Below are 15200 nucleotides of genomic sequence, written 5' to 3' on the forward strand. Positions count from 1 at the left end.
TCGCCTTAAGCTATTGTCATGATCGAAGCGTTGCTGAGCAAGATGATCAAGACGGGTGACCTGACGGCGCATCTGCCGGGAGGTCGCGTTCTCAAGGCTGGGGACGGCACGGGGCCGCCCGTGGTGATGCGGATCAGCGCCCGGGGTTTGCGGCGGCTGGCCAACCCCAGCTTTGGCCTCGGCGAAGGCTATATGGAAGGCGATATCGTCTTCGAGCAGGGGACGATCTCCGATCTCCTGACCATCGTGGGGGAAAGCGGCGGACGGAAGCCCAAGCGTGGGTCGGCCCTGACTCGCCTGCGCAAGGCGATCAAGCGTCAGGTTCAGCAGGTCAATGATCGGGTCGCCTCGCGCCGGAACGTGGCGCACCACTATGACCTGTCCAACGACCTCTACCGGCGCTTCCTCGACGTCGACATGCAGTATTCCTGCGCCTATTTCGAGCGTCCCGACATGACGCTGGAGGAGGCGCAGGCCGCCAAGAAGGCGCTAATCGGCCGCAAGCTGTTGATCCAGCCCGGCATGAAGACCCTGGACATCGGCTCGGGCTGGGGCGGTCTGTCGATGACACTGGCCAAGGATTTCGGGGCGCGGATGACCGGGGTCACCTTGTCGACCGAACAGCTGGCGCTGGCCCAGGAACGCGCTGAGAAGGCCGGCCTTTCGGACCAGATCGACTTTCGCCTGACAGACTATCGCGACCTCGCCGAGCCCTTCGACCGCATCGTCTCGGTCGGCATGCTCGAGCATGTCGGCGCCCCGAACTTTCAGACCTATTTCGACACCATCGCCCGCCTGCTGACCGAGGACGGCGTGGCCCTGATCCATTCGATCGGCAAGATGCACGGGCCCGGCGCGACCAACGCCTTCACCCAGAAGTACATCTTCCCCGGCGGCTATATCCCGGGCCTGTCGGAGATCGTTACGGCGATCGAGCGCGCGGGCCTCTGGATCACCGACATCGAGATCCTGCGGCTGCATTACGCCGAGACCTGCCGCATCTGGCGCGAGCGCTTCATGGCCGACCCGGACATCCCGCAGATGTTCGACCAGCGATTCCGGCGGATGTGGGAGTTCTATCTGGCCGGCGCGGAATTGGGCTTCCGGCACGGCGGCCACATGGTCTTCCAGATCCAGCTGGCCAAGAAGCGCGACGCGGTTCCGCTAACGCGGGACTATCTTCTGGGCGCGCGATAAACCGCTCCCGCCCTCACTCCACCGTCACCGACTTGGCCAGGTTGCGCGGCTGATCGACGTCCGCGCCCTTCACCACGGCGACGTGGTAGGCCAGGAGCTGGATCGGGGCCGACATGACCAGGGTCGAGACCAGCGGGTCGGAAGCCGGAGCCGTGACCACCACCTTGGCGCCCGCCGGGGCGTGCTTCACGCCCTCGGTGTCGGTGATGAAGATCACCTGGCCGCCACGCGCCATCACCTCACTCATGTTCGAGGCCGACTTCTCGAAATAGCTGTCGTAGGGGGCGAGGATGACGATCGGGGTCTGATCATCGACGAGGGCGATCGGGCCGTGCTTCAACTCGCCGGCGGCGTAGCCCTCGGCATGGATATAGCTGATTTCCTTCAGCTTCAGCGCGCCTTCCAGGGCCAGGGCCGACATCGGGCCTCGGCCGAGGTAGAGCACGTCCCGCGCCTTGGCGACGTCGGCGGCGATCTCCTTGATGGCGTCTTCCAGGCCGATGGCCTCGGCGATCAGGCGCGGCGCCTCCAGCAGCACCTTGACGAGACGTTGCTCCTCGGCGGCGTCGATGGTCCCGCGTTGCTTGGCGGCGGCGATGGCCAGAGCGATCATCACGCTGACCTGGGCGGTGAAGGCCTTGGTCGAAGCGACGCCGATTTCGGGGCCGCAGTGGATCGGCCAGACCACGTCGACCTCGCGGGCCATGGTGGATTCCTGGGCGTTCACGACTACCGCACTCTTCATGCCCCTGGCCTTGCAGTAGCGCAGGGCGGCCAGGGTGTCGGCGGTCTCGCCCGACTGCGACATGGCCACGACCAGCGAGCCGGGGCGCAGGGCCGGGGTGCGGTAGCGGAACTCCGAAGCGATTTCGACATCGACCGGCAGGTCGGCGAGCTGCTCGATCAAGTACTTGCCGACGACGCCAGCGATATAGGAGGTGCCGCAGGCGACGATCTGGATACGCTCCAGGGCGGCGAAGTCGATGTCGCCCGGAACCGAGGCCTTGGCGCTCAAGGTGTCGACATAGGCCGCGATCGTCCGCTGGCAGCCTTCCGGCTGATCATGGATCTCCTTTTCCATGAAGTGCCGGTAGTTGCCCTTCTCCAGCATCACCGACGAGGTCGGCACCACGCGCACAGGACGCTCCACCGCAGCGCCTGAGGCGTCGAAGATGCGGTGGCTGACGTGATCGAGGGCCACGTAGTCGCCCTCCTCCAGATAGATCACCCGGTTGGTGAACGGGCCGACGGCCAATGCGTCAGAGCCCAGGAACATCTCGCCCTGGCCCTCGCCGACCACCAGCGGGCTGCCGCGACGCGCGCCCAGGATCAGATCGGCCTCGCCCTGGATCAACACCGCCAGGGCGTAGGCGCCGGTCAAGCGGTCCAGCGTGGCCTTGAAGGCCTCTAGGGGTGACAGGCCCGTCGCCAGTTCAGCGTCGATCAGCTGGGCGATGACCTCGGTGTCGGTGTCGCTCTCGAAAGTGCGTCCGGCGGCGGCCAGCTCCGCCTTCAGTTCGGCGAAGTTCTCGATGATGCCGTTGTGGACCAGGGTGACGCGGCCGGCGGTGTGCGGGTGGGCGTTGCGCACGTTGGGCGCGCCGTGGGTCGCCCAGCGGGTGTGGCCGATGCCGGTCGTGGCGGTGAGAGGTTGTTCGACCAGGACGGCTTCCAAGGCCTTGATCTTGCCCTGGGCCCGGCGGCGTTCGACCTGACCGCCGACCACGCCGGCGACCCCAGCGGAGTCATAGCCGCGATACTCGAGCCGCTTGAGGCTCTCGATCAGACGGTCGGCGACGGGTTCTTTTCCGACGATGCCGATAATGCCGCACATGGGCCATGATCCCTTGTAGAACGCGCCGACAGGATTATGCCTACCGACACGCGAATTTGCGTGAGGCGCCTTTAGCACTGGCTAAAGACCGCTTCGCATAAATCTGCATTTCGGATCGTTTCGCGTTCGAAGCGCGGCCGTAAAGAGACGACAGTACGACCATGAGCAAGCGCGCCTATTTCGGCACCGACGGAATCCGCGGCCAGGCCAACAAGCATCCGATGACAGCCGAGGTCGCCCTGCGGGTGGGTCTCGCCGCTGGCAAGCTCTTCCGATCGCAGGACGACCGCCGCCACCTCGTGGTGATCGGCAAGGACACCCGGCTGTCGGGCTACATGATCGAGCCGGCCCTGGTCGCCGGCCTGACCAGCGTGGGCCTGGACGTGCGCCTGTTTGGCCCCCTGCCGACCCCGGCCGTGGCGATGATGACCCGCTCGATGCGCGCCGACCTCGGCATCATGATCTCGGCCAGCCACAACAGCTTCGCCGACAACGGCATCAAGCTGTTCGGCCCTGACGGCTACAAGCTTTCGGACGCTCAGGAGCTCGGCATCGAGGCCTTGATGGATCAGGGTCTGCAGGAGGGCCTGGCCGCGCCGCGCGAACTGGGCCGCGTCAAGCGGATCGACGACGCCCAGGCGCGATATGTCGAGATCGTCAAGGCAACCTTCCCACGTCACCTCAATCTTTCCGGCCTGCGCATCGTCATCGATTGCGCCAACGGCGCGGCCTACAAGGTCGCCCCCACCGCCCTGTACGAACTGGGCGCGGAGGTGATCAGCCTGGGCGTCTCGCCCGATGGCACCAACATCAACGAGGAGTGCGGCTCGACCCACCCTGAGGCTATGGCCAAGATGGTTCGCGAGTACCGCGCCGATATCGGCATCGCCTTGGACGGCGACGCCGACCGCCTGGTGATCTGCGACGAGAAGGGCGTGGTCGTCGACGGCGACCAGATCATGGCGATCATCGCCGGGGCCTTCGCCAAGGCCGGGGCCTTGAAGGGCGGCGGCGTCGTGGCCACGGTGATGTCGAACCTTGGCCTAGAGCGTCAACTGAACACTCTAGGCCTATCGCTGGAGCGCACCGCCGTCGGCGACCGCTACGTGATGCAGCGCATGCGCGAAGGCGGCTTCAACGTCGGCGGCGAACAGTCGGGCCATTTGATCCTGTCGGACTTCTCGACCACGGGCGACGGCCTGATCGCCGCGTTACAGGTGCTGGCGGTGATGGTCGAGAGCGACAAGCCGATGAGCGCGCTCGGGCGTCAGTTCGAACCGGTGCCGCAACTGCTTGAAAACGTCCGCTTCGCCGGCGGCAAGCCGCTGGAGGCCAAGGCCGTAAAGGATGCTATCGCCGACGGCGAAAGCCAGCTCAATGGCGCGGGTCGGATCGTGGTCCGCGCCTCGGGCACCGAGCCCTTGATCCGCATCATGGCCGAGGGCGACGACCCGGCCCTGGTGAAGAAGGTCGTCAAGTCGATCGCCTCGGCGGTGAAGGCGGCTTAAGGAGGCCTGCCCCCAACCGTGTCATCCCGGCTCTTCGCTGCGCTACGGCCGGGATGACACAGATTTCCCCTACCCCAAGTCGTCGGTGTGGCCCGTGCCGCCCTGGCCGCCCCCCCAGGCCTCGCCCGAGCGTTCCCACCAGTAGGGCTGACGGACGCGCTGGCCGGTCACGGTCTCGTTGAGGGTCACTGGGTCGTAGAGTCGGCCGCCCAGCATCACGCGGTGCAGCTTGTCGCTGTTCCGGATGTCAACGGTCGGGTCGGCGTCCAGCACCAGAAGATCGGCCAGCTTGCCAACCTCCAGCGAGCCCACGTCCTTGGCGTAGCCCAACGAGCGCGCGGCGTTGATCGTGCCGGCCGCCAGAGCCTCGACCGGGCTCCAGCCGCCGCGCGCGAACGACCACATCTCCCAGTGCGCGCCGAGGCCCGCCTGCTGGCCGTGGGCGCCGATCGACACCTGCACGCCTCGGTCGGCGAGCTTCTTGGCCTCGCGGGCGGTCGCGCCGTCCACATAATCCGCCTCGGGCGCAGCCTGACGGCGGACATTCTGGGCTGCCAGCAACGCCGGCGGCGCGTGTTTCGACAGCAGCGGATGGGTCCAGACATCCATGTGCTGGCGCCAGTAAGGATCGCCCGCCAGACCGCCATAGGCCACGACCAGGGTCGGGGTGTAGTTGGTCTTGGTTTGCGACCACAGGCTGACGATGTCGTCGTAAAAGCGGTCGACCGGCAGGTTGTGCTCGACCGTGGCGTTGCCGTCCTGGACCAGGGTCACGTCCATCGCGTAGAGCGACCCACCCTCCGGCACGACCTCCATGTTCTCCTTCTGGGCGGCGACCACGACCATCTGGCGCTGGTCCCGGCGGGGCTGGTTGTAGTTCTTGACGCTGTGTGCGCCCTGGGCCTTCAGACGGCGGACGTGGGCAAGAGCATCGTCAAGACTGTTGATCTCGGCATAGACCTCCGCCGCCTTGGCCCCATAGATGATCTCGCCCGTCGAGAAGGTGCGCGGAGCCAGGATCTTGCCGGCCCGCTGCAGCTCGGCCGCGGCGAAAATCTCGGACGCCCGCGACGATGGGTCGTGGATCGTCGTCGTGCCCAGGGCCAGATTGGCCATCGCCGACCAGTTCTGCTGCGGGACCAGATTGTCCGTGCCCTGCGGCCCATGGGCGTGGGCGTCGACGAGGCCGGGGACGATGGTCTTGCCCGTCACGTCGACCACCTTGGCATCGGCGGGGACCGGCGTGCTGGCCTTGGGACCGACCGCGACGATGCGATCGCCTTTGATCACCACCACCCCATCCTCGATGATGCCGCCAGCCTTGTCAGCCATGGTCACCACGCGCGCGCCGGTCAGGGCGACGACGCCCGTCGGCTTGTCGGCGGCGACTTCCATCGACAGCGACAGCCCCGTCTTCACCGGCTTGAACTTGCCATCATCCTTGCTGGTCCCATCGGCGGCCGGAGCGTTGACGTACAGCGCATCGGTCTCGGCGGTGAACAGGGTGGGGCCCATGCTCCAGTGGACCTGCTTGCCGTCCTTGGACCAGTTGATGAAGTCCGCGCCCTCGGCGCTGACCCGCGTGACCGGCAGCGGCCCGCCCTTCTGGTCGACCGCGACCTCTTGGGTTCCGGGCATCAGCGGCATCACGAAGGCTTCGTAGTTCTGGCGGAACGCGACGTTGCGACCATCCGGCGAGACCTGGAAGTCATTGACCATGTCACCGCTGGCATGGACCCGCTTGGCCTGCCCGTTCAGATCGGTGCTGACCAACTGGCGCTTGTCGCCGCTCGACATCAGCATGAACACGCGATCATTGGCGGCGCCGAACTGCGGCTCCGAACCGCCGCGCGAGACCCGCACCGGCGTCCCGCCCGAGGCGGCCACACGATAGATCCCCGGATCCTGCGACCAGCGCCCGGAGGTCAGCCCGCCGCCGCGACGGCGCTCAAACACGATGGTCTTGCCGTCCGGAGAAAAGCGCGGCGCGCTGTAGTGACCCGGCTGGGCGATCACGTCCTTAGCCGCGCCGCCGGCGGCGGGCACTGTGCGCAGGCGTCCCAGCCCCGCGTCGGTCCAGCTGACGAACACCACCGTGCGACCGTCGCGCGACCACGAGGGATAGAGCTCGAAGGCGTCTTCCTCGCCGCTGATCAGGCGACGCGGCTCGCCGCCGGCCGTCGACTTGACCCATAGCTTGCCCAGGGTCTCGAACACCACCGACTTGCCGTCGGGGGATACGCTGGCCCAGCGCGGCATCTTGGTGGTGAAGCGATCGGGCGCGACCGCAACCTCGGGATGGACCGCGTCGATCACCACGCGGGTGTCGTCGATCTTGAACGGGATCACGCCGGACGCGCCGTCCGCCACATTGACCCGCCGGATCTTCCCGCCGGCCCAGAACACCACGGACGCGCCGTCGGGCGTCCAGGCCATGTTCGGATAGACGCCGGTCACCGCCCAGGTCTCCTGGACGTCCTGATCCAGCGCGTCGTAGACCTTGCGCTCCTCGCCCGACACCAGGTCCTTCACATACAGCTTGGACTTGGTGCGCTCGCGGCGGACGAAGGCGATCTTCTTGCCGTCCGGCGACGGCGTCGGTCGCACCGAGCCGCCCAGGCCCGAGACGGCGGTCGTGACCTCGCCGGTCTCCAGGTCATAGCGCTCGATGTCGAACAGGGCGGTGTTGGAGTCTTGCGCGTATTCGAAGATCGGGCCGGGCGTCACGTTGCGGGTGTAGAAGACGCTCTTGCCGTCGGCCGCATAGATCGGCTCGCCCAGCTCCTTTTGCAGCTGCTCGCTGGCGCGCTTGACCAGCTGGACGCCGCCGCCGCCTGAGACGTGATAGACCCAGACCTCGCCGGTGCCCAAAGAGCGGCCGGTGGTGAAGTGCTTCTTGGCCACAATGAAACGGCCGTCCGGGCTCCAGCTGGGCTGGTTGAGCAGACGGAAGTCCTCCTTGGTCACCTGGCGTTTGTCGCTCCCATCCAGGTTCATCACCCAGATGTTGTCGCCGCCGCCCCGGTCGGAGGTGAAGGCGATCCGCTTGCCGTCCGGCGAGAAGCGGGGCTGCTGGTCATAGGCCAGGCCCTCGGCGATGCGGGTCGGCGTCCCGCCCGCGATCGGCATGGTGTAGATGTCGCCCAGGATGTCGAAGGCGATCAGCTTGCCGTCGCGCGAGACGTCGACATTCATCCAGGTGCCGTTGTCGACGCTGATCCGCACCTCGCGGGTGGCGACGCCGGGCGGGGCGTTGACGTTCCACTTCTCGGGCTTCTCGGCCTTGGCCGCGCTTGCGGTCGGCGCTGTTTGCGCTTGCGCCTGATGGGCCAGGGCCGAGCCCGACATCAACAACAAGGCGGCCAGCGCCGTCAGCCGACGATCCATTTAATTTCCCCCGAACACCTGATGGGCACGATTTGGGCGTGACCCTAGGGGGGAAGCTGCGCGGTGTCACGGCCGGGGTTCCTCGGCTAGCCGCCCTCCTCGTCCGCCGCTTCGACCACCGCCCGCAGATAATCGACATGGGCGCGGAAGGCCTTGCGCCCCTCCGCCGTCAGCCGGGCCTGGGTGCGGGGGCGCTTGCCCACGAAGTCCTTTTCGATCGCCACGTAGCCGGCCTTCTCCAGGGTGGTGAGATGGCTGCCCAGATTGCCGTCGGTCGCCTGGGTGATGGCCTTCAGGCGCGGGAAATCCAGCGGCTGGCCTTTTTCGGCGCTGAGGGCGGCCATGATCTTCAGGCGCAGCGGCTGGTGGATGATGTCGTCGGAGTCCGCCACGCTCAGCGCCTCCACAGCCAGACGCCGCTGAGGAACAGTGCGCCGCTCGCCGCCGCCATCCAGAAGGGCAGCCAGGGCTGGAACAGGAAATACCCAACCAGGGTCAGGCCGAACATCAGCCCGCCGATCAGCGCATAGCGCGGCGCGGCCCAGAAGCCGACCACGGCGTAGATCACCCCGATCAGCAGGCCCGGAAAGGCCATGGCGGCGGCGGGATCTGCGGGCTTCATCACCCAGAAGACGCTCAGCGCGAAGATCATCAGGGCCAGCGAGCCGCCCAGCAGACGCCACGTCATGCCGGGGGGCGCTCCGGCTGCCTTGGGCTTGCCGGCCCGCGCCAACAGCAGGGCGCCGGCCACGCCGACCACATCCAGGCCCAGCCAGACCGGGAGCCAGAGCTCCGGCGGGGCTAATCCCATGGTCAGGTAGCCGGTCGCCCAGATCAGCGACCACATCATCAGGATCGGTCCGCCGACACGGTAGCCGCGCAGGGTCATGCCCCGGCGCTGGGTGCTCTCGATGTCGGACAGCGCGGCGGCCGCTTCGGTGCGGGTGATAGCCATGAGCCTCTCCATTCCCAGGCGCACCAGAGCGCTCTGTAATACAGAGTTAGTATCCCCGATAAACTCTGTCAATCAGAGTTCTCTGTGAAATGTCGCAGCGAGCCGTTAGACGCCCACCTTTGGCGACTTCAGGCGTCGCTTGTTGACGTGGTGGCTGGGGGCCTCGGCCTGGATCTCCTCGGGGTACTCGCCCTTGAAGTAAAAGCGCTGCCAGGCCTCCTTAGTGGCCTCGGGGTCGCGCTTGAAAATCAGGTTGTTGAACTCGGTCCGCTTCTCGGCCCAGACGTCGTACTGGCGCCGCAGTTCGGGGTTGGAGTTCATCGAGCGGATCACCGGCTGAAAGCTCTCCAGGGCCTTGTCCTGCAACAACATGATGAAGCAGAAGGTCTCCCCCTTCTCGAACCGCACGGTGCCCGGCCGGGTGAAGATCCAGTTCATCGTGAAGGGGAAGGGCAGCCAGTCCGTTTCGATCACCCCGGCCAGCGGCTGGACGCCGTCCTTGACGTGGTTGGGCGGGCCCATGGCCATCATCGACCAGCCCGGCGGCGTGCGGAAGAGATACCCCGTGTGGAAGGTCACCACCCCGCGCGTGAAGTGCGACTTCACGAAGTCATGGAAACCCGGATAGGGGTGGTCGGGCTGGAACTTGATGCACTCCTGGTGCGCCCCGCCGTCCCAGGTCATGGTGAAGCCGACCGGGCAGAGAATGTCCCAGCCCGTGGTGTTGGCCATGGTCAGCGGCAGGCAGCGATAGGGGTGGCGCTCGGCGAACCGGTCCATCCAGGCGCGCTGCGGCCGTCCAGGCACGATCTCCGGCGGACGGTTCTCGGTGGGATAGCACTCCAGTTCCATGCCGGTCCTTTATCTGATCTTCCTGCCCTGGGATCAGGTCTAGCGCTCGCGGCCTTACGCCGTCTAGTAGAGGCGCATGAAGACCCGCGCCGACCTGTTCGCCTTCTTCGACGCCCACGGCGTCGACCACAAGACCTTGGACCACCCGCCCGTCTTCCGCGTCGAGGAAGGGCTGGAGATCAAGGCCGCCATGCCGGGCGGCCACACCAAGAACCTGTTCCTGAAGGACGCCAAGGGCCAGCTGTGGCTGATCTCGGCCCTGGGCGAGACGACCATCGATCTGAAAAAGCTGCACCACGTGATCGGCTCGGGAAGGCTGTCGTTCGGGCCGCAGGAGATGATGCTGGAGACTCTGGGCGTGACGCCAGGCTCGGTCACCGCCTTTGGCTTGATCAACGACACCGACAAGCGCGTCCGCTTCGTGCTGGACAAGGCCCTGGCCGACAGCGACCCGGTCAATTTCCACCCGCTGAAGAACGACGCCACCACCGCCGTCAGCCAGGCGGGCTTTCGCCGGTTCCTCGCCGCGCTGGGCGTTACGCCGATGATCGTCGATTTCGCAGCGATGGAAGTGGTCGCTTAAGCTCGCCCGTCAAGCGAACGGGTCATTGCGCGCAGCTCGATGAGGGACCATCTTGACGGCTGAAGCGTTCCCCTACTTCCGAGTACGAGAGACCCGATGTCCCTGATCGGCGAAAAGCCCGCGCCCTCTTCGAAAAGCGAACACATCAAGGACGGCACGGACGCCAGCTTCATGGCCGACGTGATTGAGGCCTCGAAGACCCAGCCTGTCATCGTCGACTTCTGGGCCACCTGGTGTGGGCCCTGCCGGACGCTGACGCCCACGATCGAAAAAGTCGTCAACGCCGCCAAGGGCGCGGTCAAGCTGGTCAAGATCGACGTCGACAAGAACCCGGGCTTTGCGGGCCAGCTGCGCGTGCAGTCGATCCCGACCGTCTACGCCTTTGTCGACGGCCGCCCGGTCGACGCCTTCCAGGGCGCCCTGCCCGAAAGCCAGGTCCGGGCCTTCGTGGAGAAGCTGGCCGGGGCGGCCGAGGGCGGCGCCCTTGATGAGATGATCGCCATGGGCAAGGAGTCGCTGGAGATCGGCGATCTGGGCGGCGCGGCCCAGGCCTTCGCCCAGGCGCTGCAGATCGACCCGACCAGCGCCAAGGCCCTGGGCGGCATGGCCCGCGTCTATCTGGCCAACGGCGATCCGGAAGGCGCGGCCGAAGTGGTGGCCATGGCCCCGGCCGACGCCAAGGACCCCGACCTCGATGCGGCGCGCGCCGCTCTGGCGCTAGCCGCCGAGGCGCCGTCCGAAACCGCCGCCTTCGAACAGCGCCTGGCCGCCGATGCCGACGACCATGAGGCGCGCCTGGAACTGGCCAAGGCCCTGGCGGGCATGGGCCGCCTGCAGGACGCCGCCGATCAGCTGCTGACCATCATCGCCCGCGACCGGACCTGGAATGACGATGCGGCCCGCAAGCAATTGCTGACGGTGTTCGAGGCCGCCGGCCCGACCTCGGAAGTGGCCAAGCAAGGACGGCGCAAGCTGTCCTCGATCCTGTTCAGCTAGGACCCCAAGCCCCACGGAGCGTGCATGCCGGCGGCCTACCGCAAGATCGACGATCTGCCCCTGGTGATCCCGGTGTTTCCCCTGGACGGCGTGCTCCTGCTGCCGGGCGGGCAGCTGCCGCTGAACATCTTCGAGCCCCGGTATCTGAACATGCTGGACGACGCCATGTCGGGCGAGCGGATCATCGGCATGATCCAGACGCGCGCCGGCGGAGACCATCAGCGTCCGGCCCTAGCGCCGGTGGGTTGCGCGGGCCGGGTGACCAGTTTCGCCGAGACCAGCGACGGTCGCTACCTGATCACCCTGACGGGCGTCTGCCGCTTCCGCGCCGGAGAGGAGCTGCCGGTCCGCACGCCGTACCGTCAGGTCCGCGCGGACTTCGCGCCCTACGAGGCTGATCTGCGGGAAGAGGCGGCAGGCACGCGCACCGCCACCGAGATCGACCGCCTGATGATCGCGTTGCGCCGCTATCTCGATCACCGCGGTCTGGCGATCGACTGGGGGGACGCCGAGGCCGCGCCCTCGGACGCCCTGATCAACAGCCTGGCCATGGCCCTGCCGTTCGACCCGATGGAGAAACAGGCCCTGCTGGAAGCCGAGACCATCTTCGAGCGCAAAGCGACCCTGACCGCTCTGCTTGAGATCGACGCGGCGGGCGGCGACGATGACGAACCCACTTCGATCCAGTAGACAGTGCCCATGACCGAAGTTTCCGCCCCCCCCATCGACGTCGACCCGCGCCTCCTGGAAGTGCTGGTGTGCCCCGTGACGCGGGGTCCGTTGGAGTATGACCGCACCAAGGGCGAGTTGATCAGTCGCGCCGCCAAGCTGGCTTATCCGATCCGCGACGGCGTGCCGATCATGCTGCCGGAAGAGGCGCGGGCGTTGGAGAGCGTTTAAAGGCTCTCCCCCCGCAATAGCTTGGGCAGGTCGCCCACCCCGCCGCCGGCCTCGTGCATGAAGAAGCGCCGCGCCGGGGCGATCTGGTTGACGACCGCCAGGCCCGCGCCGCGCGCCAGGCGCAGCAGCGGGTTGTCGTTGGAGAAAATCCGCACGAAGGCGTCGAAGGCCAGGGCGTTTGTCACGGTGTCGAACCGCCGCCAGCGGGCATAGCGCTCCAGCACGGCTTCCGCCCCGATGTCCTCGCCGTTACGGACGGCCTCGACCAGAACTTCGGCCAGGGCGGCGGCGTCCTTGAGACCCAGGTTCAGCCCCTGGCCCGCGATCGGGTGCACGCCGTGGGCGGCGTCGCCGATCAGGGCCAGGCGCGGGGCGACCATGCGCTCGGCCAGCAGCAGCGACAGCGGATAGACGAAAACCGGCCCCTCGATCGTCACCGCGCCGAGGAAGTCGCCGAAGCGGCGCATCAGGTGGGCGTGGAAGGCCTCGGGACTGGCGTGGCGCAGCGCCTCGCCGCGCGCGGTGCTCTCGGTCCAGACCAGGCTGGCGCGATTGTCGGTCAGCGGCAGGATGGCGAAGGGGCCGCTGGGCAGGAAGTACTCGTGGGCCACGCCCTGGTGCGGGCGCTCCAGGCGGACCGTGGCGACCACGCCGCTCTGGCCGTAGCTCCAGCCGATATGGCCTATGCCGGCCGACTGGCGCAGCGCCGAGTTGCGGCCTTCGGCGCTGACAGCCAAGGGCGCCGACAGCACCCGGCCGTCCGACAGGGTCAACTTCGCCGCCCCGGCTTCGACCGACAGGGCCTTGGCCGCCATCGGCGCGATCACCGGAATCTCCTTGTCGATCACGGCCTGGGATAGGGCCGCGCGGATCTGGCGATTCTCGACCAGATAGCCCAGCGGCTCGCCCTCGATCCGGCCGGAGATTTCGCTGGAGTCGAAGCGCAGGAAGGCCGGCAGCGGCTTGCGCGCCGCCGCGCCCGGGGTGCGGCCGTCGGTGACCAGGATTTGCTCGATGCGCTGGGCGTGCGGCTCCAGCGCCTCGCCCGCGCCGATCGCCCGCCACTGGCGGAACGAGGAATAGGCGATGGCGGAGCTGCGGCCGTCGAAGGTCGGCGCCAGTTGGGCCTCGAAAGGCGCGGGATCGACCAGCAGCGGCCGCAGGCCGCCCGAGGCGAGGGCCAGAGCCAGGGTGGAGCCGGCCATGCCGGCGCCGGCGATGATCACATCAGCGTCGTGAGCGCGCATGGCGGCGATATGGGCCTCGTCACGCACCGCTGTCCAGAGCAGGGTCCCTACTTATGGCTCTCGGCGTAGGGGGCCTTGGCGTCGTTCTTGATCAGGCCGCGCGTGGCGTCGCCTACCCCGACCAGAACGAACTGTACGGCCAGGGCGCAGAGGATCAGACCCAGCACGCGCACCACGATGCTCATGCCGATACGGCCCAGCACCCTGCTGACCAGCGGCGCGGCCCAGAAGGTGGCCACCACCACCGCCGACACCGCCAGGATGACCGCCACCCCGATGCCTGCGCCGGCCCAGCCCAGCGGTTTGGCCTCGGCGGCGTAGATGATGACGGTCGAGATCGCGCCCGGTCCGATCAGCAGCGGCATGGCGAACGGCACGATCAGGCGCTCGAACCGCTGACGGGCGTAGGCGCGCGGGGTCTGCCCCTCTATGCCCTCGGCGGCGTCGGCGAACATGGTGGTGAAGTCGTCGCGCACCATGTCCAGACCCAGAATGAACAGGATGATGCCGCCGGCGATCCGGAACGCCTGCATCGAGATGCCGAAGAACGCCAGAAGGCCCACCCCGGTGAAATAGAAGAAGATCAGGAACCCGGCCATGAACAGGCCGATATAGGCGGCCACCATGCGCCGACCGGCGGCGGCCGCGCCCAGGGTGGCGGCGGCGAACAGCGGCACGTTGCCGATCGGATCGATCAGGGCGAACAGCGCGACGAAGAAGTTGACGGCGAGTTTGGCCTCGGTCATTCGACGTCCCTACCTTTCAGATCGCGCCCAAGCTTGCCCTTTCCTAGGGGTAACGGCCTCGCGCGCCAACCCTTGCGACCAATAACGGGGACTCGAAGATGACCGCTGATCCGCGCCTGATCGTGCCGCTCGACCTGCCCACCGTCGACGACGCCCGCGCCATGGTCGAGCGCCTAGGCGACGCGATCAGCTTCTACAAGATCGGCCTGGAGCTCCTGGCCAGCGACGGCATGGGCCTTGCCCGCGACCTGAAGGCCTCCGGCAAGGCGATCTTTCTGGACTGGAAGCTGCATGACATCGGCGCCACGGTCGAGCGCTCGGCCCGGGTGCTGGCCACCAGCGGCTGCGACCTTCTTACCGTGCATGCCGAGCCGCAGGTGATGAAGGCGGCGGTAAAGGCGCGGGGCGGCTCGTCCCTGAAGATCCTGGCCGTCACCGTGCTGACCAGCCTGACCGACGAGGACCTTGTCGAAATGGGCTACGCCTTCAACGCCCGCGACCTGGTCGAGCGGCGGGTGCGGCAAGCCCTGGCGTGCGGGGTCGACGGCATCGTTTCCTCGCCGCACGAGGCCGCACTGGCGCGCCAGATCGCCAACGCGGCCGGCAAGCCCGACTTCCTGATCGTCACGCCTGGCGTGCGCCCCGAGTGGTCGGCCAAGAACGACCAGGCCCGGGCCGCGACACCCGCCGACGCGCTGATCGCCGGCGCCAGCCATCTGGTCTGCGGCCGCCCGATCACGGCGGCGAACGACCCGCGCGAGGCGGCGCTGAAGGTCGTGGCCGAGATGGCGGGCCACTGATGGCCGGATTTCGCCGGCCTGAACACCGGAAGATGGGGACATGACCTGTCCTCCTCGCGCCGTGCGGCTGCGAGTGTGTTGGGGAGGCGACGGAACGGCCGGGCGAACCCGGAGTACCGTGAGTTTGTGTTTTGCGTTTCGGCTCGACAGTCCGATGCGCCAGGTTGTTCTTGCCCGTGAGGATGGGGGGGCGTG

The 15200-nt window shown here is 67.4% G+C and carries 14 protein-coding genes; 7 read left to right on the forward strand and 7 right to left on the reverse strand.

The window, feature by feature from the left end:
• Positions 1–18 precede the first annotated feature (18 nt).
• Complete coding sequence (locus tag CSW63_RS22020; RefSeq protein WP_099502971.1) at positions 19–1197, forward strand: cyclopropane-fatty-acyl-phospholipid synthase family protein; 1179 nt, start codon at positions 19–21, stop codon at positions 1195–1197.
• A gap of 13 nt (positions 1198–1210) precedes the next feature.
• Here CSW63_RS22020 and glmS read toward each other — a convergent pair whose 3' ends face one another.
• Positions 1211–3031, reverse strand: coding sequence for a glutamine--fructose-6-phosphate transaminase (isomerizing) (gene glmS, locus CSW63_RS22025; RefSeq protein ID WP_062095996.1), 1821 nt, complete (start codon positions 3029–3031; stop codon positions 1211–1213).
• Between the two features lie 161 nt (positions 3032–3192).
• On the opposite strand from glmS, the gene glmM reads away from it, so the two are divergent.
• Positions 3193–4539, forward strand: coding sequence for a phosphoglucosamine mutase (gene glmM / locus CSW63_RS22030; RefSeq protein WP_099502968.1), 1347 nt, complete (start codon positions 3193–3195; stop codon positions 4537–4539).
• A gap of 69 nt (positions 4540–4608) precedes the next feature.
• On the opposite strand, the gene CSW63_RS22035 is transcribed toward glmM, so the two are convergent.
• From CSW63_RS22035 to CSW63_RS22050, 4 genes are all read right to left on the reverse strand, one after another.
• On the reverse strand, positions 4609–7926 hold the full coding sequence (locus tag CSW63_RS22035) for an amidohydrolase family protein (RefSeq protein WP_062096000.1): 3318 nt from the start codon (positions 7924–7926) through the stop codon (positions 4609–4611).
• An 86-nt stretch (positions 7927–8012) separates the two neighbouring features.
• On the reverse strand, positions 8013–8318 hold the full coding sequence (locus CSW63_RS22040; protein ID WP_082749464.1) for a transcriptional regulator: 306 nt from the start codon (positions 8316–8318) through the stop codon (positions 8013–8015).
• 2 nt (positions 8319–8320) lie between these two features.
• Positions 8321–8893: a hypothetical protein gene (locus CSW63_RS22045; protein WP_062096002.1), complete on the reverse strand. Its 573-nt coding sequence runs from the start codon at positions 8891–8893 to the stop codon at positions 8321–8323.
• A gap of 93 nt (positions 8894–8986) precedes the next feature.
• Positions 8987–9733, reverse strand: a complete 747-nt coding sequence (locus CSW63_RS22050) for a DUF6065 family protein (RefSeq protein WP_062096004.1) — start codon at positions 9731–9733, stop codon at positions 8987–8989.
• Positions 9734–9809: 76 nt separating this feature from the next.
• On the opposite strand from CSW63_RS22050, the gene CSW63_RS22055 reads away from it, so the two are divergent.
• From CSW63_RS22055 to CSW63_RS22070, 4 genes are all read left to right on the forward strand, one after another.
• Complete coding sequence (locus CSW63_RS22055) at positions 9810–10316, forward strand: prolyl-tRNA synthetase associated domain-containing protein (protein ID WP_062096006.1); 507 nt, start codon at positions 9810–9812, stop codon at positions 10314–10316.
• A gap of 96 nt (positions 10317–10412) precedes the next feature.
• A complete protein-coding gene (gene trxA, locus CSW63_RS22060) occupies positions 10413–11312 on the forward strand; it encodes a thioredoxin (protein WP_062096008.1) in 900 nt (299 codons plus the stop codon).
• A 24-nt stretch (positions 11313–11336) separates the two neighbouring features.
• The gene (locus CSW63_RS22065) at positions 11337–12002 is read left to right on the forward strand and encodes an LON peptidase substrate-binding domain-containing protein (protein WP_062096010.1); all 666 of its coding nucleotides are present in this window, start codon (positions 11337–11339) and stop codon (positions 12000–12002) included.
• A gap of 9 nt (positions 12003–12011) precedes the next feature.
• Positions 12012–12212 carry a Trm112 family protein gene (locus CSW63_RS22070; protein WP_062096012.1) on the forward strand — a complete coding sequence of 67 codons (201 nt, stop codon included), beginning with the start codon at positions 12012–12014 and terminating at the stop codon, positions 12210–12212.
• Here the strand turns inward: CSW63_RS22070 and CSW63_RS22075 are convergent.
• The gene (locus tag CSW63_RS22075; protein WP_062096018.1) at positions 12209–13459 is read right to left on the reverse strand and encodes a UbiH/UbiF/VisC/COQ6 family ubiquinone biosynthesis hydroxylase; all 1251 of its coding nucleotides are present in this window, start codon (positions 13457–13459) and stop codon (positions 12209–12211) included. The two genes, CSW63_RS22070 and CSW63_RS22075, sit on opposite strands and share 4 nt — an antisense overlap.
• Positions 13460–13506: 47 nt before the next feature.
• Positions 13507–14205: a MarC family protein gene (locus CSW63_RS22080; protein ID WP_062096014.1), complete on the reverse strand. Its 699-nt coding sequence runs from the start codon at positions 14203–14205 to the stop codon at positions 13507–13509.
• Between the two features lie 98 nt (positions 14206–14303).
• Here CSW63_RS22080 and pyrF point away from each other — a divergent pair, with 98 nt between their 5' ends.
• A complete protein-coding gene (pyrF, locus tag CSW63_RS22085; RefSeq protein WP_062096016.1) occupies positions 14304–15005 on the forward strand; it encodes an orotidine-5'-phosphate decarboxylase in 702 nt (233 codons plus the stop codon).
• The last annotated feature ends 195 nt before the right edge of the window (positions 15006–15200 follow it).

The organism is Caulobacter sp. FWC26, assembly GCF_002742645.2.
GTDB lineage: Bacteria > Pseudomonadota > Alphaproteobacteria > Caulobacterales > Caulobacteraceae > Caulobacter.